Annotated in this window: 21 protein-coding genes and 1 pseudogene; 9 read left to right on the top strand and 13 right to left on the bottom strand. The window is 71.7% G+C overall.

Translation table 11 applies throughout. The annotated features are described in order from the left end of the window. Positions 1-27: 27 nt before the first annotated feature. From TU31_RS08520 to TU31_RS08510, 3 genes are all read right to left on the bottom strand, one after another. A complete protein-coding gene (locus TU31_RS08520; RefSeq protein ID WP_078885621.1) occupies positions 28-1,533 on the bottom strand; it encodes an alpha/beta hydrolase in 1,506 nt (501 codons plus the stop codon). A 127-nt stretch (positions 1,534-1,660) separates the two neighbouring features. Then, entirely contained in the window at positions 1,661-2,398 is a 738-nt protein-coding gene (locus TU31_RS08515; RefSeq protein ID WP_042151322.1) for a PP2C family protein-serine/threonine phosphatase, read from the bottom strand. A 123-nt stretch (positions 2,399-2,521) separates the two neighbouring features. After that, a complete protein-coding gene (locus tag TU31_RS08510; protein ID WP_042151319.1) occupies positions 2,522-3,652 on the bottom strand; it encodes a site-2 protease family protein in 1,131 nt (376 codons plus the stop codon). 201 nt (positions 3,653-3,853) lie between these two features. Here TU31_RS08510 and TU31_RS08505 point away from each other — a divergent pair, with 201 nt between their 5' ends. Together TU31_RS08505 and TU31_RS08500 are read left to right on the top strand one after the other, a co-directional pair. Beyond that, complete coding sequence (locus tag TU31_RS08505; RefSeq protein ID WP_042151923.1) at positions 3,854-4,141, top strand: hypothetical protein; 288 nt, start codon at positions 3,854-3,856, stop codon at positions 4,139-4,141. A 285-nt stretch (positions 4,142-4,426) separates the two neighbouring features. Continuing rightward, positions 4,427-4,837: a hypothetical protein gene (locus TU31_RS08500; protein WP_042151316.1), complete on the top strand. Its 411-nt coding sequence runs from the start codon at positions 4,427-4,429 to the stop codon at positions 4,835-4,837. 188 nt (positions 4,838-5,025) lie between these two features. On the opposite strand, the gene TU31_RS08495 is transcribed toward TU31_RS08500, so the two are convergent. From TU31_RS08495 to TU31_RS08485, 3 genes are all read right to left on the bottom strand, one after another. Continuing rightward, a complete protein-coding gene (locus TU31_RS08495; protein ID WP_042151314.1) occupies positions 5,026-5,403 on the bottom strand; it encodes a hypothetical protein in 378 nt (125 codons plus the stop codon). A 166-nt stretch (positions 5,404-5,569) separates the two neighbouring features. After that, positions 5,570-6,193: a LysM peptidoglycan-binding domain-containing protein gene (locus TU31_RS08490; protein WP_042151311.1), complete on the bottom strand. Its 624-nt coding sequence runs from the start codon at positions 6,191-6,193 to the stop codon at positions 5,570-5,572. Between the two features lie 165 nt (positions 6,194-6,358). After that, positions 6,359-7,114 carry a 4'-phosphopantetheinyl transferase family protein gene (locus tag TU31_RS08485; protein WP_158894291.1) on the bottom strand — a complete coding sequence of 252 codons (756 nt, stop codon included), beginning with the start codon at positions 7,112-7,114 and terminating at the stop codon, positions 6,359-6,361. Between the two features lie 254 nt (positions 7,115-7,368). On the opposite strand from TU31_RS08485, the gene TU31_RS08480 reads away from it, so the two are divergent. The 3 genes from TU31_RS08480 (at position 7,369) to TU31_RS08470 (ending at position 9,840) form a co-directional block, all read left to right on the top strand. Further along, on the top strand, positions 7,369-8,625 hold the full coding sequence (locus TU31_RS08480) for a sensor histidine kinase (RefSeq protein ID WP_042151306.1): 1,257 nt from the start codon (positions 7,369-7,371) through the stop codon (positions 8,623-8,625). A 105-nt stretch (positions 8,626-8,730) separates the two neighbouring features. Beyond that, a complete protein-coding gene (locus TU31_RS08475) occupies positions 8,731-9,432 on the top strand; it encodes a response regulator (protein WP_042151921.1) in 702 nt (233 codons plus the stop codon). Positions 9,433-9,660: 228 nt separating this feature from the next. After that, positions 9,661-9,840 (top strand): DUF5708 family protein, encoded by a 180-nt coding sequence (locus TU31_RS08470; RefSeq protein ID WP_042151304.1) that lies wholly within the window; start codon positions 9,661-9,663, stop codon positions 9,838-9,840. A 58-nt stretch (positions 9,841-9,898) separates the two neighbouring features. Here the strand turns inward: TU31_RS08470 and TU31_RS08465 are convergent, their stop codons facing one another. From TU31_RS08465 to TU31_RS08445, 5 genes are all read right to left on the bottom strand, one after another. Beyond that, the gene (locus TU31_RS08465) at positions 9,899-11,143 is read right to left on the bottom strand and encodes a helix-turn-helix domain-containing protein (protein WP_078885619.1); all 1,245 of its coding nucleotides are present in this window, start codon (positions 11,141-11,143) and stop codon (positions 9,899-9,901) included. A 946-nt stretch (positions 11,144-12,089) separates the two neighbouring features. After that, a complete protein-coding gene (locus TU31_RS08460; protein ID WP_042151302.1) occupies positions 12,090-12,608 on the bottom strand; it encodes a DUF6344 domain-containing protein in 519 nt (172 codons plus the stop codon). Positions 12,609-13,051: 443 nt separating this feature from the next. Next, complete coding sequence (locus tag TU31_RS08455; RefSeq protein ID WP_042151300.1) at positions 13,052-13,483, bottom strand: DUF5994 family protein; 432 nt, start codon at positions 13,481-13,483, stop codon at positions 13,052-13,054. Beyond that, entirely contained in the window at positions 13,480-14,466 is a 987-nt protein-coding gene (locus tag TU31_RS08450; RefSeq protein ID WP_042151297.1) for an acyl-CoA desaturase, read from the bottom strand. The genes TU31_RS08455 and TU31_RS08450 overlap by 4 nt, the downstream gene beginning before the upstream one ends. Then, a complete protein-coding gene (locus TU31_RS08445; protein ID WP_042151295.1) occupies positions 14,463-14,693 on the bottom strand; it encodes a hypothetical protein in 231 nt (76 codons plus the stop codon). The genes TU31_RS08450 and TU31_RS08445 overlap by 4 nt, the downstream gene beginning before the upstream one ends. A 479-nt stretch (positions 14,694-15,172) precedes the next feature. Between TU31_RS08445 and TU31_RS08440 the strand changes: the two genes are divergently transcribed. The 4 genes and pseudogenes from TU31_RS08440 to TU31_RS08425 all read left to right on the top strand — a co-directional run bounded on the left by TU31_RS08440 (position 15,173) and on the right by TU31_RS08425 (position 17,973). Continuing rightward, positions 15,173-15,622, top strand: a complete 450-nt coding sequence (locus TU31_RS08440; protein WP_045867301.1) for a BlaI/MecI/CopY family transcriptional regulator — start codon at positions 15,173-15,175, stop codon at positions 15,620-15,622. Positions 15,623-15,630: 8 nt separating this feature from the next. Next, positions 15,631-15,912 (top strand): annotated as a pseudogene (locus TU31_RS36610) (M56 family peptidase); the annotation flags it as partial. A 195-nt stretch (positions 15,913-16,107) separates the two neighbouring features. Further along, complete coding sequence (locus TU31_RS08430; RefSeq protein WP_042151293.1) at positions 16,108-16,299, top strand: hypothetical protein; 192 nt, start codon at positions 16,108-16,110, stop codon at positions 16,297-16,299. Between the two features lie 345 nt (positions 16,300-16,644). Further along, positions 16,645-17,973 (top strand): LCP family protein, encoded by a 1,329-nt coding sequence (locus TU31_RS08425; RefSeq protein WP_078885649.1) that lies wholly within the window; start codon positions 16,645-16,647, stop codon positions 17,971-17,973. A gap of 84 nt (positions 17,974-18,057) precedes the next feature. Here the strand turns inward: TU31_RS08425 and TU31_RS08420 are convergent, their stop codons facing one another. Together TU31_RS08420 and TU31_RS08415 are read right to left on the bottom strand one after the other, a co-directional pair. Then, positions 18,058-18,585, bottom strand: coding sequence for a CGNR zinc finger domain-containing protein (locus TU31_RS08420; RefSeq protein WP_042151289.1), 528 nt, complete (start codon positions 18,583-18,585; stop codon positions 18,058-18,060). 400 nt (positions 18,586-18,985) lie between these two features. After that, positions 18,986-19,258 carry a DUF1876 domain-containing protein gene (locus tag TU31_RS08415; protein ID WP_018092780.1) on the bottom strand — a complete coding sequence of 91 codons (273 nt, stop codon included), beginning with the start codon at positions 19,256-19,258 and terminating at the stop codon, positions 18,986-18,988. Positions 19,259-19,264 lie beyond the last annotated feature (6 nt).

Here is a 19,264-nt window from a genome sequence, read left to right as displayed (position 1 = left end):
GTCCGGCGGACCGGTCCGGCCGCGGGCTCAGTCGGCGCAGCGGGTGTCCTTCTGCGGGCGGCGGCCCGTCGTCAGGAAGGCCGTGACGGTGCGGTCGCCGCAGACGGGGCCGTTGGCCAAGTAGGCACCGTGGCCCCCGTGTTCGAGCGTGAGCAGCCGGGCCCGATCGCCCAGGGACCGGCGCATCTTCAGCGCGCCGAAGTACGGGGTGTTGGGGTCCCGGCGGTTCTGGACCATCAGGATGTTGGACGGGCCGTCGGCGGTGATCCGGGTGGGCGGCTCCGCCGGTGCCTGCCAGAAGCCGCAGGGCGTGATGTTGACCGGCATCCCGGCCGTCAGCGGGTGCCGGGCGCGGTCGGCGGCCACCGCGCGCCGGTGGGCCGGGACCGATGCCGGCCAGCGCACATCGTTGCAGACGGTGGCCATCGTGGCCGCCGCGTCCTGGTCCGGCAGCGGCCCCGCGAGGGTGTCCGGCAGCACCGGCTCGGCGGCCGGGTCCTGGGCCTGCTGGATGAGCCGGGCCACCTCGGCGAACAGGCCATCGCTTTCCAGGGCGTCCTGAAGCGCCTGCCGCAGCCGGTTGCCGGTCAGCGGGACGCCCGGCGTGCTGGACCCCTTCGGCTCGCGGTCCAGCTTCGCCGCCAGTGCGAGGAACAGCGGCCGGACGTCCGCGGGCCGCCGCGCCAGTCGCAGCCCCTCGCTCTCCCGTGCCGGGTCGGCGGCCCAGGCCGCGAAGTCGGGGAAGCGGTCGTCCGCGCCCGTCGCCGTGTTCGCCAGCCATCCGCGCCCCACCCGGGCCGGGTCGGGGTCGCCGCTGCTGTCCAGCACCCAACGGTCGGTGTGCCGTGGGTACTTCTGCGCATACACCGCTCCGACGTACGTCCCGTACGAGTGCGCCCAGGCCGACAGCTTCTCCTCGCCCAGGGCCCGGCGGAGGCGGTCGATGTCGCGCGCCTCGTTCACGGTGGTGAAGCTGCGCAGCACGGCACCGCCATGGCGGCGGCACGCCTCGGCGATCCGCCGGGAGCGGGCGGCATTCCCGCCGATCTCGCCGTCCGGCCCCGGCCAGGACCGCAGCGTCACCAAGTGCCGGTCGGCCGGGTCGAGTTCACAGCCCGCCCGGGTGCTCCCGCCCACTCCCCGCGGGTCAAAGCTGACCAGGTCGTACGCCCCCGCCATCGCCTTCCGCAGCGCCGGCCCCTTCGTCGCCAGCATGCGCACCCCGGAGCCGCCCGGCCCACCGGGGATCACCAGCAGCGTCCCCCGGCGCGCCGCGGGCCGCTCGCTGCGTACCCGGGTCACGGCGAGGCCGATCTGCGGGCCGTCCGGGTCGCGGTAGTCGAGCGGTACGGGCAGCCGGGCGCACTCCTGCCCGCTGAGGCCGCCGGGCTCGGCACAGGGCCGCCAGGTGAGGGCGGGCCCGTTGGTGCCGGGAGCGTCGGCGCGGGCCACCGGGGCGGCCGCGGTCACCGTGGTGGCGACGGTGGCGACGGAGAGCGCGAGAAGAAGGGTGCGATGGGCGTAAGTCGTCATGGGGCAAGGGTGGTTGAGGGGTTCCCCGCTGCCCATCCGGCAGCCCTGATACCGGGGGTGGGGTTAGCCCGAGGATGCCGCGCCGCGCCCTGTCAGCCATGGGGCGCTGCGGCCCGGTCCCTCCGTGTTACTCGCCGATGGCGATCAGCGCCAGTGTGATGTTGTCGGGACCGCCCGCCTCGATGGCGGACTTCCACAGCTCGAAGGCGGCCCGGCCGCCGCTGTGAAGTTGCAGCAGGTCGTTGAGGGCGTCCTCCGGGACGGGGTCGGTCAGCCCATCGGTGCACACCAGGTAGCGGTCGCCCGCGGACAGCGGCGCTTCCCGGACATGCGGGGTGATGGCGCTGAAGTCCGGGGTGCCGCCGAGCGCCTGGGTGACGAGCGAGGTGGTGCGCCGCCCCGGCGACAGCGGCGGGCTGTCGTCCACGCTCACCTGGCGCAGCCCGTCCGCCGTCGCGTCGAGCACCCGGCTGTCACCGACGTTGAACACCAGCAGCGACTCCGCCAGGACGACGGCGCCGGCGACCGTGGTGCCCATGGTGTTCAGCTCCGGGGCCCGGCCGGCCGCGTACACCGCGTCATTGCAGAGGTTCAGGGCGTCCCTGACCGCTTCCTCGGTGTCCAGTGACGGGCCCAGTGCCGCCAGTTGGCGCACGGCCAGGGCGCTGGCCACTTCACCGGCCGGCTGCCCGCCGATGCCGTCGGCGACCGCGACGACCAACGGGGTGCCGAGCGGGAAGACCAGGGTCTGCGGGTTCTCGGTCATGGTGCCGCAGAGCGTCCAGGGGCCGGCCACCAGGCTGTCCTCGTTGTGCTCGCGGAGCAGCCCGGGGTGGCTCAGCGCGGTCACGGTGACGTACTCCATACCCCTGTCCCGTTCCGGGCCTCCGCTCCGGCAGGCCCCGTATCCCCCGGGGGCGTTCCGTACCACCATTGTGGGCGCCGAGGGGCGGCGGCGCGCGCCCGCCGCGATGCCCCGGGGACCGGGTCAGGCGCTCTCTTTGCCGCCCAGGGTCTCGCGCTGCATCAGACGGGAGATGTCCTTCCCGGTGACGATCCCGACCAGATGCCCCGAGTCCACGACGAGGATGCGGGCGCCGGTCCGCAGGCTGAGCTTGTCCAGCGCCTCGGTCAGCAGGTCGTCCGGCGCGGCGACCGCGCACTGGGACAGCGGGGTCGCCACCTCGCGCACCCGCAGCGTCTCCCGGCCGGCGGCCGGTACCGTCGCGAGCCGGCGCAGCTGCACGATGCCGCTGGGCCGGCCCTCGAAGTCGAGCAGCGGCAGCGCGGAGTACCGGGAGTGCACGGCCACCTCGTCGATGAAGCGCTGGACGGTCAGCCAGTCGGCGCCGGTGGCCACCGGACCGGTCATCGCCTCGCCGACCCGGAGCCCCCGCAGTGCCCGGTGCAGGGCCGCGCGGCGCCGCTCCGCCCCGGCGACGATCATGATGAAGAGTCCGATGAACACGATCCACAGCCCGCCCGGCGCCCCGCGCAGCACGGAGATCCAGCCGGCGGCCACAAACAGCAGCCCCATGATCTGGCCGCCCCGGGAGGCCGCCAGGTCCGCACGCTCCCGGTCCCCCGTGCGCCACCACAGCACCGCCTGCACCACCCGGCCGCCGTCCAGCGGCACCGCGGGCAGCAGATTGAACACGCCCAGGAACAGATTCGCCCAGCCCAGCCAGGCCAGGACGACGGAGGGCACCGCCCAGCCGGACAGCCCGTGCAGCCCGATCCCCGCCCCCAGGGCGATACCGCCGATGACCAGGCTGATCAGCGGTCCGCTGACGGCCACCGCGAAGGCCGCGGCCGCGGTCGGCGGCCGCCCCATCCGGGTAGTCCCGCCCAGCGCCCACAGCGTCACGTCCTGCACCGAGATCTTCTTCCGCAGGGCGGTCGCGGCGTGCGCCGTCTCGTGCAGCAGCAGGCTGCCCATCAGCAGCGCGGCCCCCACGACTCCGCCGACGGCGTACACGGCGTCCGAGCGGCCCGGCGTCCAGACGGGCAGGCCCTGCCGGTCGAGTCCGTACGCGAACAGGCCCACCAGCAGCGGCACGCTCCAGTGCATGCGCAGCGGTACCCCGACCACTTGTCCCACCCGGACCGAGCCGTTCATGGTCGTCTCCTGCCGGCCCGGCGCCCGGTTTCCCCGGGCAGGCCTCGCCGACCCGCGCTCCGTGAACCGGCCGCCCGGCACTCACCCCAATTGTCGCTCGCGGAACCCGGGGGGAGTCCCCTTACGCTGGAAGAACGGACCGGCTCGCGGTGGGTACCGACGGCGCGGCCGGTCGTGACCGACGAACTGCCGGAGGTCGTCATGGGGCCCAGACACCACTTCCATCTGGATCAGGGGGACCACTCGATCACCGTGAACGTCGGACCCGGCCGCTCCGGCGAGATCGAGCTCCTGGTCGACGGCAAGGTGGTCGCGTACCAGAAGGAACACCGCGCCGGAATGAACGTGCTGACCGGCGAACTCCCCGAAGAGCCCGCCCACCCCTTCCGGGTCCTGCTGCGCCAGCCGCATCTCGTCCCCTCCGTGCCCCGGTGCACGCTGGAGCTGGACGGTGTGGAGCAGCCCATGCCGGAGCGGCTGGTGCTCTGAGACCCGGTGTACCGGCCGGCGGATGACCGGCCGGCCTCCGGTGGCCTGCCCGGCCGCGGCCCCGCCCGCCCCGGCAGCACCACCGGTGATCTTCGCCTGCCCACACCCGGCCGGGCGGCTGCCCGCCCCCGGCCGCACCGTCCCCCGCAAGCCCCACGAGGTGTTGGGCCACCCGGCTGATTGTGGCCGCCGGGGGTTTCGCTCCCGCGGGTTGAACGCCGATGCGGACCGACCGCGGCAGCACGATACGTCTGGCATCCGAAGGACGAAGAGGCGAGGAGCGACGTGAGAAAAATTGCGCAGGCGGGCAGCATCGTCGGGGCGTGCGGGCTGGTGCTGCTCGGCAGCGGGGTGGCCCGGGCCCAGGCGATTCCCAGCGACTCCCTGCTCGCAGCCGTCGTGGGCGCCGACGTCGGCACCGTGGCCGGCATGGTCTCCGGGGTGGTCTGCAACAACCGGCTCGCCGACTTCAACTACAACTCGCCGGTCTTCCGTTCGCCGCACCCCTGCATCAACGGGCCGGTACACAGCGGGAACAGCCTGAACAGCGGCAACTTCCTCAACCACGGCAACCCGAACGCCAGCGGCAACATCGCCAACACCAACGGGTCCACCAACAGCGGCAACGCCGTGACCGGCTCCGCGTCGGGCAGCGGCAACAGCGTGCAGCGCATCGTGAAAGGCATCCTCCACTGACAGGGACCGGCCCCTGACACGGCTACGGCCCACGGCCCTCTTCGACAGCCGTCCCCCGAGCGCCCGGCGGATTCCGCCGGGCGCTCGCCGTGTGCCCCCCGGCCGTGCGGCGCCCCAGGGCCGGCCCGTGGTCCGGACACGGCTCCGGCCCCGGACGCGCCGGGGCCGGAGGACGGGTCAGGACCGGGTCACAGCTTCTGCTTGCCGCCGCGGCCGATGTGCTGGAGGTTGTTGCTGGTCTTGTTCTCGGCTCCGGTCGTGCCGCCCGCGTCGTCGTTGGTGTTGCCGTTGACGTTGGTCGGGCTACCGCTGTTGCTGTTGTTGCCGGACAGGTGAACGTTCTGCGAGTTCCGGACGTTTCCGCTGTTCAGCGGCCCGTTGATGCAGATTCTGGCTCGGTTGCGGCAGCTGAATCCGGCATGGAAGTTGGCGAAGGTGTCGCTGTTCCACACGCCGTCCCCGTCGAACGGCCCGTCCCAGGCCTGGGCGGGCGACGCCCCGCCGACGGCCAGGAGCAAACCGCAAGCTCCTGCAATCACAACATTGATGCGTGCCATGTTCTTCACTGTGTGCTCCTGCACCTCGCGGTTGATACCCCGCGGTCTTGCTACCGGCCACGCCCCCGTCCACCAAGCCTGAGCAACGGCCCGTCCCGCGCATTCACCCGCACCGATCAGCGGATTCACCGTGACGGCCCTCCGGAGCACCCGGCGGCGGAGTGCCGCCCCGTCCTCAGGGCCGCAGCCGCAGCCGCTGTCCGGGGTAGATGTGGTCCGGCCCCTGGTCGAGGGTGTCCTTGTTCAGGTCGTACAGGGCCTTGGTGCCGCCCGGTGTGTGGGTGCGTTCGGCGATGACGGAGAGGCAGTCGCCGGGCTGCACCACATAGGTGCGGGCGGCGGTGTGGCCGGGGGAGGTGAGGCTACGGGTGCGGGGGGCCGCTTGCGGGGCCGGATCGTCCGGCGGGGTCTGCTCCGCGGCACGGGAGGAGCTGTCGTCGCTGTCGCTGGTCCGGGCGCAGTTGGGCCAGGCGGACAGCCCGCGGTCCCGGACGATGCGCTCGCCGATGGCGATCTGCTCGTCGCGGGTGGCGAGGTCGGCGCGCGGGGCGTAACGACGGCCCCCGTAGGCGCGCCAGGTGGCGGGGTCGATCTGCAGCCCGCCGTGATAGCCGTTGCCGGTGTTGATGTGCCAGCGGCCGTTGCTCTCACAGGCGGCGATCCGCTCCCAGTCCGGCGCCGGGCCGGCCGGGGAGCCGGCCGCCGCGGCACTCGGGCCGGCCGCCCCCAGGACACTCAGCACGACCAGCAGCACGGACAGGAGCGTTTCGACGGACCGTTTGGCGAGGGGCGACGGCATGACGGCAATCCTCCGCGGTGCTCCGGCAACGCCGTGACGCGGTACTCGCCACGACCGGTGGGCACGCACCAACTAACTGGGCAATATGGTTTTTGCCGTGACGGGGCGCCGCGACATGCGGAGGTTTCACCCGGGTGGTCGCAGGGTGTCTGCGGAATCCGGCAATTACCCCGCCGAATAGCAGAAGGCCGGGGTGAGCGCGAGGGATTCCGGGACGGCCACGGCGCATTCGTACGCGGGGGAAACGGCGAAGTTCCGTACCGATACCAGGACTTCGCCGCCGTGGAAACCGGGGACGCGGACCGTTCCGTGGTCGCCGGGGAAGCCCGCCTCGATGCGCTCGGGCGCGAGGGACAGCCCACGGCCGACCGCCTGGAGGGCGGCGTCCTTACGGACCCAGAAACGGGTGACGAGGCGGTCCCGCCCGGCGGCGGGGCAGCCGGCCACGAGACCCGTCTCATGGGCGGTCAGCACCTCGTACGGGGTGTACGGGGGCGAGGTTTCCGGGCGGACGGATTCCACCGAGAACCCCATCCGGCGGGCGTCGTCGCCGCAGGCCACGACCAGCAGACCGCGGGTGCCGTACAGCTCCCAGTGACCGGCGGCGGCCATCGCGGCGCTCACCTGCCCGGGGAGCCGGTCCCGCAGCCGGCGGCCGGCCGCGCCGTCGAGCGTGGCCCGGGAATGGCCGTTGAGGCCCGCACAGTCGTCGGGGGAGAGCCCCGTGCCCGAGCCGTGGGCAGCGGCGGCGGGTCCTACGGGGACGACGAAGACCGGGACGGGGGTGGCGACGGGGTCCGGGTGGCCGGGTGCGGGAGCGAGCGGGACCGGGCGGGCCCGGCCGGGCTGTGGCCGGGGGGCGACCACGCCTTGGTCAAGGGATTGGGGACAGAGTTCGAGAAGAGCGGCGTTCGTTTCCACGTACTTTCCGTCCTCCGCAGTTGAGCGGTGCCGAGGCCATACCGGGTCAGTGACTTCCCGCCATATCGATGGCCCCTCTCCCCTCTTCCGCCTCCATCGACCGGACGGGACAGCCCCAGGTTTCCAGCCCCCCGGAGCGTTCGGGTCATCCCTCCTGCTGATGTCGGGCTACATACTTCGATGTACGGCGGACCGGCCCGAATTCCGGCGCCAGGGCCAGGAGAACGGGTCATGAGCCGTCGTACTGTCCTGGTGTGTGGTTACGTCCCTTCACCAATACGCACGCGCGCGGCCGCCCCCTGCCGCTCCGTGACCTGCGCCTGGCAGTGGGCTTCTTCGCCGGCTGCCTGATCCTGTATGTCCTGGGCGGGCCACGGGTCATGGGGGGCGATCTCCCCGTGTGGCGGGCCGTGCTGCCGGTGCTCGTGCTGTGCACCGCGACGGCTTTCCGCAGCACCGTGCCGCTGGTCGCGGTCGCCGTCGGCACACTCACCGTCGGCGTGCAGATGGCCGCCGGGGGCGGCCTGGGCCCCCTCCTCGTCTATACGGATCTGCTCTATGCGGCCGCCCTCTACGGAGCCCCGTGGCTGTGCCGGGTCCTTCAGTACGGGACCGTCGCGGCCACGGTGGCGGCCACCGTCGCCCTGGTCCTCATAGGCGACCGCTCCGAGGGCGTGACGAGCGGTGTCCTCATCGCCCTGGTGCTCATCTCGCCCGTATGGACCGCGGTGCTGATCCGGAACCACAAGGAGCGGGCGGATGCCGAGCGGCAGCGGGCCGCCCAGATCGACCGGCTGGCGGAGCTGGACCGCAAGACCGTGCTCCAGACCGAGCGCACCCGGATGGCCCGTGAGCTGCACGATCTGGTGGCCAACCACCTCAGCGCGATCGCCATCCACTCCAGCGCGGTGCTCTCCCTGACCGAGGCCCAGCGGGAGAAGGACGGCACGGCCGGGGAGGATCCGGTGCTCCAGGCGCTCTCGGTGATCCGGGAGAACAGTGTGCAGGGGCTGGCCGAAATGCGGCGGATGGTGGTGCTGTTGCGGTCCGACCGGGGGGTGGCCGACGACTGGGACCGGCCGCAGTTGAACGCGCTGGGGGCACTGGTCGAACAGGCCCGGCCGGCCGCCGACGCGGCGGCCCTGACCCTGCACACCGACCTCCCCGAGAGCTTCCCCGAGGTGTCGTCGGTGATCGAGGTGACGGCGTACCGGATCGTGCAGGAGGCGCTGACCAATGTCCTCAAGCACGCCTCGGCGGGGCGGGTGCGGATCTGCTGCCGGGCCGGCGCCGAGCAGCTGACCATCTCGGTCGACAGCCCGCTGGCCCGGCCCGACGGCCGGGCCCGGCAGCGCCCCGTGGAGCAGCTGATGACCGGTGCGGGCGCCGGGCTCGCCGGGATGTCCGAGCGGGCCGCCCTGGTCGGCGGCAGCTTCGACGCGGGCCCCGACCGCACCGCCCCGGGGCGGTGGCGGGTGCGTGCGGTGCTCCCGCTGGCCCAGAACCCCTAGGAGATGAGAAAGGTGGCGCAGCCAGTGAGGGAGTCAGCGGCGGACGAGCCGAGGGGCGGGCCGGCGACGGCACCGGCGGACGGTCCGGCGAACCGGCCCCCGGGCATCCGGGTGCTGGTGGCCGACGACCAGGCGGCCGTACGGTCCGGGCTGGTCCTGCTGCTGCAGACCGCCCCGGACATCACGGTGGTCGGGGAGGCCGGCGACGGTGCGGCGGCGGTCCGTCTGGCCGAGGAACTGCGGCCCGATGTCGTGCTGATGGACATCCAGATGCCGCGGCTCAACGGCGTCGCCGCCACCCGCGGCATCGTGGAGCGCGGCCTCGCCGAGGTGCTGGTGCTGACCACCTTCGACCTCAACGAGTACATCTACGGGGCGCTGCGGGCCGGGGCCGGCGGCTTCCTGCTCAAGAACGCGGAACCGGCCGTACTGGTCGGCGCGGTACGGGCGGTGGCACACGGGGAGGGGTTCCTCACCCCGGCCATCGCCCGGCGGCTGATCAGCGAGTTCGTCGGCCGGCCGGCCTTGGACCCCACCCTCCCGGACGACGCGGCACAGGCCCTCGACACCCTCACCAAACGGGAGTTGGAGGTGCTGGCCTGTATCGGACGCGGGCTGGCCAACAGCGCCATCGCGGAGACCCTCGATCTCGCGGAGGGCACCGTCAAGACCCACACCAGCCGCATCCTGTCGAAGCTGAAGCTGCGCAGCCGGGTGCAGGCGGCGATTCTCGCGCAGCAGCACGGGATAGCCGGGCGGGGGCAAAAGGGAGCGCTCTCAGGGGAACGGCCCCCCACCGGCCCCTGATTTTCCCCGCACCTCCCCTATCCGTCCCCTAGCCGCCCCTGACCGGAGCGGGAGTACATAGAAAGTGACAGACGGCGGGCGGAAAGTGCCTACCTGCGGATGATCCGAATGTTCCGGCGGGACGGGACGCTGGTCCGTACAAGGAGTCCGATGCGGAGCCCGACACGGAATCCGACCACGGAGTCCGAACACAGAGTCCGACATCATCACACGGGACGGGGAAAACCCATGAAGGGCATTGCCATCGGCATTGTCGTGACGATCGCAGGTCTGGCCCTCTGGCTGAGCACAGAGGAAGTGGAGAACTCGGTCATCTCGCTCCACAAGGCCGGGATGATTTTGGCGATCATCGGCGCAGCGGAGGCCCTGTTCGCCTTACTGGCACTCGGAAAGAAGACGAAGAAATAGCGCGCATTACACGGAAGGAAGGAATATGTGCCGCTGCGGCGTCTTGGCCCCGGCGGCCTCACTTCCGCATTTCGATGAGCTCCGTCAGTCGTTCCCGGGCCCGCTCGGCATGCCGGTACGCCTGGGCCCGCCGGAAGAGCTCCGCGGAAGAGCGGAAGTATCCGACGGCCCTTTCCCGGTCGCCCGCCCGCGCACACGCCGCCGCGATCTCTCCGAGCGCGGCGGCCTTCTCATGGCTGCGGCCGGTATCGGGGAGCGCGGCCAGCTCCTCGCCGAGGGCGAACAGCCGGGCCAGGTCACCGGCCGCCTCCGCCCCGGCCGCCTCCGCCGTCGTCAGCCACAGCGGAAAGCCCGGCTCCTGGGCCACCGAGGCGACCACCAGACCGCGCTCGACGAGGCTGCGGGCCGCCGCCGGCTCGCCGCGGCGCAGCAGCAGCAGCGCGTAATGACCGTTGATCTTCTCCCACAGCGGGAATCCGGCGGCGGGGGTGACCCGGCGCGCACACTCGCCCAGCAGCGCGGTGGCGCGCTCCGGCTCGCCCCGGTCGCGCAGGTCGAGGGCCCGGTGCAGATCGACCGAGGCACGCGGTCCGGGGAGCACCCCGTCCGCCGAGGGCCGGCCGTGGTCGGCATCGGGCGCCCAGTCCGGGCAGCCGCTCCAATAGGCGCAGCGGGTGAGCACATCGAGCGCGAGCAGCGAGTGAAAACCGGTGCCGGGGCGCCGGGCGGTGCATTCGAGGTGGCCGGTCAGCGCATAGCGCAGTCCGTCCTGGACCCGGCCGGCCGACTCCAGCAGATCGGCGAGCGCGATCAGGGTGCGCAGCCGGGGCTCCGCATACGGCTCGGGGGCGAGCTCCGTCAGCATCCGCTCCAGGACCTCGGCGCCCTCGTCGGGGCGGCCGAGCGTGCCGAGGATTTCCGCGATGGCGAGCTGGGCCTCGGTGAAGACATCGTCCTGCCGATGGGCCGGCTCCGTGTCGGCGAGTGCGCGGAATTCCGACAGTGCCCCTTCGACATCGCCGCCATCCCATTGCCTGCGGGCCGCCACCAATCGTCCGACCAGGTCGAGCCGGCGGACACCGGTGTTTTCGGCGGGCACCGGGTCTCCGGATATTTCCGCCACGCCGACTCCGAGGCGTTCGGCCAGGATCTTGAGCGCCCGGCCACTGGGAATACGCTTCCCGTGTTCGACCAGCGAGATATAACTGGATGACATTTCGGCCCCGGCCAGGTCGTGCTGGGTCATTCCGGCACCGACCCGCAACTCTTTGATTCGCCTCCCCGTGTCCGCCAGCTCAGGCATTCCACAAACCCTCCGGTTTTCGAACGGTGGATGACCACGGGCGGCTGCTTCAAATCGCCGAGTCACAATGAGTGCTCGGACTTTACCAAGCGGTCAAGAGGAAGTCGACCAATAGGGGGATTCCACCACCGGCCTTCGCCGGGCATGCGGAGATCATTTAGCGGGGATGCGCGCAATGCGGACACCACCCGCAAGGGGTCGGCGCACCGCAGCGAAAAGCCGGGTCAGCCGCTGCGCGCGTACCGCACGGTCGCCGGGGCCCGCGGGGGCACTCATCGGCGTCGTATCGCCGCCCGGAGACACATCACGGGCTCGCGGAGGTGCGCAGCGAAGGTGCACAACGGAGGCAGTTCCCGCTCACTGCCGACGGAAGCCCGACACGCATGCGGCGCGTGCGGAGCTCGGGCGGGAGCTGGGAAGGGGCCCAGGGACCGGTGCCCCGGCCGGGGGCGGAGCGGCTGAACTCCGGTGGTGTGACAGGTGATTCAGGTCTGTGGTCGTGCGCTCTCTCAGGTGATCACTGCTGCACTGGCTACGGCTGTCGCTGGCCGGGTCGCCCGTTGCTGCGGGTCTTCGTCCGTCCCGGCGCCTTCGGGTCGTTCACCTCTGCGTAGGTTTCACGTGGAACATATCGGCTTCCGCACTCTCGTCCACACCTGCATCCAGGTCTGCGTCCGAGCCGGCGTCTGCCACTGTGGCTGCCGCTGCGCCTATCTCAGCGCGTGCGTCTGCCTCTGTAGCTGTCGCTGCGCTATCCCTGCGCGTGCTTCAGCTTCTGCTTCTGCTTCTGTCGCAATGTCTGTCTCTGCTGCTGCGTCCGTCTCTGCTTCAGCGTCAGTTCCTGGGGATCACCGCTGCCTGCTGCTGCGATGACTCATACCTCCGGGCTGCCGCGTGGTGTGCGTACGCAGCCGTGTGGACCACGCCGGTGTGTGCGCCGCCCGACTCAGACGTAGCGGGCGGTGTGCGCACGGTTGCGGGCCGCCGGAATGACCGCGGAGCGCGCGTGCGCGTCGGCACGGTCGGCGCCCGGCGTGGTCCCGGCCGGGTCGGTGTGACCGGGGGCGGTCAGCGGCTCGGTACCGGAGGCGAGGCGACTACGCATTCCCGGCGAGGTGCCATGCGCTTCGGCCCTGATGCGCTGCTTGATCGTCGGCGGCAGTTCCGGACGGGCGAACCCCCGTCGGGCCGGGGTGGCTTGGCCGTACAGCGGTACGGTGCGCGGGCCGGGCACGGCGCGGGTCCGCCGTTCCGGATGAGGCTCCGGTACAGCGGGGCGCTCCGCCTCCGAGGCATCACCGCCCGGGGTCTCGGCGCCCGCGTTCCCCTTGCCCAGGGTCCGCTCGTACAGTGCGGCGTCCCGGCGCGCGGCCGACGCCGCCGCGGAGACTCCCAGTGATGCCAGCAGCTTGCCGAGCACGGCAAGGCATACCGCCCAGAACTTCATGACCTTGGTCGCAGCCATGGCCCCTCGCTTTCGGTCGGGATCTCCCCGAGAGATCCGTTGCGTCTACTGCGTCGTGCTTCCTCTGTTGCTTCGCTTCAGTTGCGCCGCTACCGGTGCACCACTTGGATGGCGTCGCTTCTGTTGCGTTTTCTTATGATGAGTACGTAATGGGCAGATTCACGGACCGACGCCCCCGGGTCGGCGTTCTTCTGATGAACACCACCCGTACGCAGTAGGCGAGGCCGTGGCCGGGGGCGTGGGCATGGCCGTCAGGGACCGGCCTCCGAGGCCGAACGGTGCTCTCGCCCGCGGTCTCCTCACGCCGCCCCGTATCACCCCGTCGCGCCTCGGGCCGCCTCGCATCGCCTGAGGCCGCTGGGGCGGTTTCACGTGAAACGGCCGCAGATGAAGGCGAGTTGGCGGTTTCCCGGGACCGCGCCCCGCTTCTCCGCTCCTCCCCCTCAGGCCGGTGTCGGCTCCCCCGTGCGGGCCATCTCCGCCATCATGCGGACGGCCTCGGGCTCAGGGGTGGTGGGCGGGATGATCAACAGGTCCCAGCGACCGTGGCCGGAGGAGACCAGGCAGATGGTGTCCGGGCCGGGGCGGCCGGTGGTTCTGCGGAGGCGGACGACATGGCCGGCGACGAGGGTGTGGGAGGGGAGCGCGGGCCAGCCGGCGCCGTTCACCGTGGCATGGGTGATCCGGGGCCAGTCGAAAGGCAAGGCGGTCAGCAACTCCGGGAGTTCGGCCAGCAGATCCGTCGAGTGCGGCCACCAGAGACCATCCAGGCGCCGTGTCGTCTCGGTGTGCGGGGCGATGGTCAGGCGGGCGACGGGCGGTGGCGCGTGGTGCTCGGCGTGAGCGGGGTGGGGAGGGTCCCCGGCGGTGGTCATGCGGTGCTCCTGAGGCGGCGGGCCGCCACCCGTTCAGGGTCGGGCCAGCGCACGTCCCAGACCCAGCCGAGACGCTCGAAGAGCCGGATGACGGCGGCGGATACATCGACCTGGCCACGGTCGACGCCGTGCCGGGCGCAGGTCGGGTCGGCGTGGTGCAGGTTGTGCCAGCTCTCGCCGAACGACAGCAGGGCCAGCGGCCACAGATTGGTCGCCCGGTCATGGCGCCGGGTGCGGAAGGGCCGCTCGCCGATGACATGGCAGAGCGAATTGACGCTCCAGGTGACGTGGTGCAGCAGCGCGATCCGGATGAACCCGGCCCACAGCAGGGCGGTCAGCGCGGTGACCCAGGAGCCGCCGAGCGCCCACCCCAGCGCGAACGGCAGGCCGAGCGTGAGCAGACACAGCACGGGGAATGCCCGGTCCACCGCGCGGATGCCGCGGTCGGCGAGCAGATCGGGCGCGAAGCGGCGGTGCGACGTGGGGTCGTCGCCGAACAGCCAGCCGATGTGCGAGTGGACCAGGCCGCGCAGCTGTCCGCGCAGGCTGGTGCCGTAGCGGTAGGGGGAGTGCGGATCGCCGGGGCGGTCGGTGTAGGCGTGGTGGCGGCGATGGGTGGCGACCCAGTCGATGACGTTGCCCTGGAAGCTGAGCGAGCCGGCGAGGGCGAGCGCGATACGCAGCGCGGGCGCGGCCGTATAGCTGCCGTGGGTGAGGCCGCGGTGGAAGCCGATGGTGACGCCCAGGCCGCTGACGACGTAGAAGACGGCCAGGAGGACGAGGTCGGTGAGGTGGACGACGCTGCCCCAGAGGAGAGGAATCCCGACGGCCAGGCCGACGAACGGGGCGACGACGATGATGCCGGTCACGGTGACATACATCCGCCGGCCACTGCTCGGCGGGGACTCGGTGCCGTCGTCAGGGAACGGGGAGGTCCCGTCGTAGTCCTGGGCCGACGGGACGGAGCGGGCGGTGGACGTCACAGGTCGTTTCCCGCCTTGCCGGAGGGCGGCGGCGGCCCGGCCGCAGGCGCTTCGGAGCCGGCCTCGTCATGCGGCCGCTTGCGCCTCCGCTGCCGTACGGACTGCTTCCAGTCCGCGTACCGATGGGTCTGCATCCGCCCGGCCCCCTGGGCATTGACCCGGGCGATGAACAGCGCTCCCAGCGCCACCAGCGCCAGCAGCACGACCACGGTCCACAGAGTCTGCATGGTGCTCACCTCACTCGGGCGGGCCGCAGCAGCGACGCGCCCGGTGTTGTGGTCCCCGAGTCCCTTGGTGTCTTCACGGTACCCCGCACCAGCCGGGCAAATCCCCTTATAGGTGGTGATAGCCCGGCACCCTCCGGCGAAAGGGCCGCGGCCAGGCATCTTCTACAGGGTTGTAGACGGCGCTCGCCCTGAGTGCGGAACCTCCCCTGAATTCCGGGTGAGCCTCAAAATCTACAGAAGTGTAGACGTAAAGCACCGGGGAACGACGCCGCAGGCTCCGGGCCAGAGGAGCCACCGCCCGGATTCGGCCGCTCAGTAAGATGCCGGGGTCCCGGGCGGCGGGACACCCGGCGCGACGGGAGGCGACGACAGTGGGCGGGAAGTCCTTCGGGAAGGCGCCGGACGGTGGGGAATCCCCTGGGCGGGGGGAATGCGACGGCTCCGGACGGGAGCGCGCGCGCCGGCGCGGCCAGGGCCAGCTGGAGGCCCAGGTGCTGGCCGCGCTGCACGAGGCGCCGGGCCCGGCCACCGCGGCCTGGGTACAGGAACGGCTCGGCGGCGACCTCGCGTACACGACCGTGATGACGATCCTGTCCCGGCTGCACGCCAAACAGGCCGTCACCCGTGAGCGGTCCGGCCGCGCGTACGTCTGGGTCCCGGCCGCCGACGAGGCCGGTCTCGCGGCGCTGCGGATGCGCCGCGTACTGGACGGCGAACCGGACCGGGACGCCGTACTGACCAGCTTTGTCTCCGCGCTCTCCGCGCACGACGAGCAGTTGCTGCGCGCGCTCCTCGACCGCGCCACGACCGACGGTCCCGCCCCGGCCGACGCCCCGGCGACCACCGGCCGCCCTGCCGCGCCCATGGAGCCCGGCACGGGCCCGGCCCCCCGCCGGCACCACACCTCGGACGAAGCCCGCGGAGGCTGACCGGTGGGCGGGCGTATCTGAGCCGCCGTCACCACCGCCCCCTGCTCGTCGTACGCCGGGCCGGCTGCGTCAACCCGCCGCTGCTGCCGCTGCGTTCCGCGGTCACTTCCACCACCGAGCGCCGGGCGGACGAGGAGGTGGCGCGGGTGGTCGGCGACCGGCGGCTGACCACCCGTGCCGTGGGCCGGGCGGCGCCGGTCGCCGCGGCGGGCACGGCCGCCTCCGCGCTCCGCGCGCTCAACGCAGCGGTTGCGCTGTTCGTCGTTCTGAAGGCGGCAACGCCGCTCTGAGGGCACACTGATCCCTGACCTCACCGGGCCGGACACGGCCCACCGGACCGTGCACGCTCCACATCGGACAACTTCTACAAGGCTGTAGATGTTGCCGGTAGAGTGCGCGCACATACGCAACGGGCGTGGCCGGAGGGGGAGATGGCGACGAGGTGCGGACTCCTGACCAGGGACTGCCCGCCTCCAGAGGCGGAGGTGCGATGGGTCTATCAGCCGGTGGAGGTCCAATACCCGGACGGCGGATGGACGTTGGGCCGGATCAACGCCTGGTGGACGGACGGCGCCGGCCAGCTGTGGTGCCGGCTGCGCACCCTGCCCGGCGCATGTCCGCAGTGGCGGCGTTACGACCCCGAGTCCATCCTGCTGCTGCCCAGCGCCGGTATCTGATCCGCCACGCCCCGACGACGCCGCCGGTCCCGCCGACCGTCGTGGCCGGAGCCGGGGGCATGGACGGGATCACCCCCTCCTCCGTACCGCACCGCCCGCATCACCAGCATCAGAAGGACCAGAAGGACCAGAAGGGCCATCGGCGTGCATGACAGGAAAACGCACCAGCAGACGGCCCGAGGGGGCGCCGACGGCGCACCCGGCTCGTCCTCTCCCACCGGCGACGACTCCCGCGCGTCCGGCGGCTCTCGCGCGTCCGTCCCCGGCGCGCGCCGTAAAACCTCCGGCTCCGACCGCCGGGCCGGGGAGGGCTCCCGTAAGGCAGGCCGGAAGGGCACGCTCCGGATCACCCGGCGGGGCCGCATCCTCGCCTGGACCGGCGGTGTGCTCGGCGTCCTGGTGCTCGCCACGGCCGGCGTCGGGGCGTGGGTCTACCAGGAACTGGACGGCAACATCCGCGGTGTGGACATCGGCGTGGACGGCGACCGGCCGGTCAACCTCAGCCCCGGCTCCAAGAACGTCCTGGTCGTCGGCTCCGACAGCCGCGCGGGCGCCAACGCCAAGTACGGCAGGGACCTGACCACCATGCAGTCGGACACGCTGATGGTGCTGCACATCGCCGCCAACCGTAAGTGGGCCACCGCGGTGTCCTTCCCCCGGGACTCCTGGGTGCAGATTCCCGCCTGCACCCGCGGCAACGGTTCGAAGTCGTCGCCCCACCACTTCAAGATCAACGAGGCGTTCTCGATCGGCGGTGACTCCGGCGATATCCGCAAGGCCGCGGCCTGCACCATCAAGACCGTCGAGAAGAACACCGGGCTGCGGATCGACCACTTCACCTCGGTCGACTTCCAGGGCTTCAAGGGGATGGTCAACGCCCTGGGCGGCATAAAGGTCTGCCCCGAACACGCCATCCACGACAAGAAGGCCCACCTCGACATGGAGGCGGGCTGCCAGAACGTCCGGGACGAGAAGGCGCTCGGCTACGTCCGCACCCGCTACAGCGTCGGCGACGGCTCCGACCTCGGCCGCATCGGCCGCCAGCAGGAGTTCATGAAGGCGCTCGGCGCCAAGGCGCAGTCCAAGCTCACCAGCCCCGGCGAGCTCTATGACTTCCTCAAGGCGGCCACCGAGTCCATCACCACCGACAAGGACCTGGCCGGCCTCAAGCCGCTGTACGACCTGGCCGCGACGGTCAAGGACATCCCCAGCGACCGCCTCACCTTCCTGACCGTCCCCAACTACTCCCGCGAGGCCGACGTCCCCACCGACAAGGCCAATGTCGTCTGGCAATACCCGCAGGCCGGCGGGCTGTTCAGCGACCTCGCGCACGACCGGGAGATCGGCGCCGCCGGGAAGAAGAAGCTCGCCGAGGCCGCCAAGAATCCGGTGACCGCCCGTTCCGTGCAGGTCCGGGTGCTCAACGGCACCGGCACCCCCGGCCGGGCGGCGGCCGCCGCCGAGCAGCTGCGTAAATTCGGCTTCACGGTCATCGCCACCGGCAACGCCCCGGCGACGGACAAGACCACACTCACCTACCCGCCCGCCCTCAAGGACCGGAGCGCGGTCCTCGTGGGCCGCCTCCCCGGTATCAAGGCGAAGGAATCCGCCGACGCGGCTCCGGGCGCGGTGACCCTGACGGTCGGCCCGGACTTCGCGGCGGGCACGCCCTAGGGAACGGGCACGCCCTAGGAAAACGGAAGGGCCGCTGGGGGTGTCTCTTGATCTGCGCAGGCCCACGGAGATCGGAGAGCCCCCCTAGCGCTTGCCCCCCGGCTGCCGGGAACGATGGCGCATCACCGCTTCGGTGTTCCCGCAGCGTGCCGTGCAGTACCGCCGCCGGCCGTTCCTGGACGTGTCCACATAGGCGCGGGAGCACTCGGCGCGCAGGCATCGCCCGAGCCTTGCTCCTCCTTCCCAGCACAGGACGAAGGCAAGGCCGCCGGCGGTGACCGCCTTGACCCTGGAGATCACGTCGGCGGAGTCGGGGACGAAGTGAAGATGGGGCTGGAGGCCGTCATGGGTGGTCACCCAGGGACGGATGGTCGCCGCCACCAGCAGGTCGTTCACGGCTGAGCACTGCTCGGCGGCATCGGTGGAGCCGAAAACGCGGGCCAGTTGGTCCCGCCAGCTTCGGAAGCCCTCCACTTCGGCATCGCCGACCGCCGGGCGACGGATGTCATGCGCCTCCAGCAAGCGCTGCACGCTCGCCGCGCTCATCTCGGGCAGATTGATCAGGTCGGCCGACAGCACGGCCCCGAGACGGCCGTAGTGATTCTGCTTCACGGGACCTGCCCGGGCGTTACGGAACCCCACCGTCCACGGTGTGGCGCTCTCCCTCCGGGCTCACATGGATCAGCTGAACGTCGGAGCAGGCGATGAGCCATCCAGCGGTGTGGCACCACAGGTACCGCACCATTCCCTCGGACGTGAGGTGTTCGGATATCGGTCGGCAGGATTCGGAGGACAGGCCGCATGCGGGACACCACCACGGTTCACACTGCGCATCTGGGATTCGTGCCATGTCCGCCAGCGTGCGGTCATGGATCAAATACATTCAACCATTACAAGAACGGCGGGCGGTGGGCGTCAGGCTCTGCCGGCAGGGGGTGCGTCTCCGGGTGCGTGGCGGCATGCCGGCGGGACGCCGGCCGGTCTGCCGGACGGCGCCCGATGTGCCGAGGGCTCAGGCGCGCAGCCGTTCCACCGGCCGGGCCGTGTGCACTTCGATGTCGTGCGCGGCCCGCTGGAGCAGCTGATGGCTGAGGTCCGACATCGCCCGTGCCACCGCCAGCTCGTCGCCGATGGCCGGGACGTTCTCATCGGCGGGATTGCAGCGAGCCGCTCCCTGGCCGACCATCTGCCCGCCTTCCTTGCCGCGCAGCCTGGCCTCGGCTCTGACCTCGCTGTCGGTCTCGGTGATGCTGATCTCGGCGTTCCATGTCTTCGTGGCAGTCACCGGAAG

This window comes from Streptomyces lydicamycinicus (assembly GCF_000829715.2).
GTDB lineage: Bacteria > Actinomycetota > Actinomycetes > Streptomycetales > Streptomycetaceae > Streptomyces > Streptomyces lydicamycinicus.
The sequence above is the reverse complement of the archived record's forward strand: the minus strand, read 5'-3'. Positions and strand labels throughout refer to the sequence as shown.

Excerpts from the sequence above, each read along its gene's own strand:
- TU31_RS08520 (WP_078885621.1), bottom strand. The coding sequence starts at position 1,533 with ATGACGACTTACGCCCATCGCACCCTTCTTCTCGCGCTCTCCGTCGCC.
- TU31_RS08515 (WP_042151322.1), bottom strand. The coding sequence starts at position 2,398 with ATGGAGTACGTCACCGTGACCGCGCTGAGCCACCCCGGGCTGCTCCGC.
- TU31_RS08510 (WP_042151319.1), bottom strand. The coding sequence starts at position 3,652 with ATGAACGGCTCGGTCCGGGTGGGACAAGTGGTCGGGGTACCGCTGCGC.
- TU31_RS08505 (WP_042151923.1), top strand. The coding sequence starts at position 3,854 with ATGGGGCCCAGACACCACTTCCATCTGGATCAGGGGGACCACTCGATC.
- TU31_RS08490 (WP_042151311.1), bottom strand. The coding sequence starts at position 6,193 with ATGCCGTCGCCCCTCGCCAAACGGTCCGTCGAAACGCTCCTGTCCGTG.
- TU31_RS08470 (WP_042151304.1), top strand. The coding sequence starts at position 9,661 with ATGAAGGGCATTGCCATCGGCATTGTCGTGACGATCGCAGGTCTGGCC.
- TU31_RS08465 (WP_078885619.1), bottom strand. The coding sequence starts at position 11,143 with ATGCCTGAGCTGGCGGACACGGGGAGGCGAATCAAAGAGTTGCGGGTC.
- TU31_RS08460 (WP_042151302.1), bottom strand. The coding sequence starts at position 12,608 with ATGGCTGCGACCAAGGTCATGAAGTTCTGGGCGGTATGCCTTGCCGTG.
- TU31_RS08455 (WP_042151300.1), bottom strand. The coding sequence starts at position 13,483 with ATGACCACCGCCGGGGACCCTCCCCACCCCGCTCACGCCGAGCACCAC.
- TU31_RS08445 (WP_042151295.1), bottom strand. The coding sequence starts at position 14,693 with ATGCAGACTCTGTGGACCGTGGTCGTGCTGCTGGCGCTGGTGGCGCTG.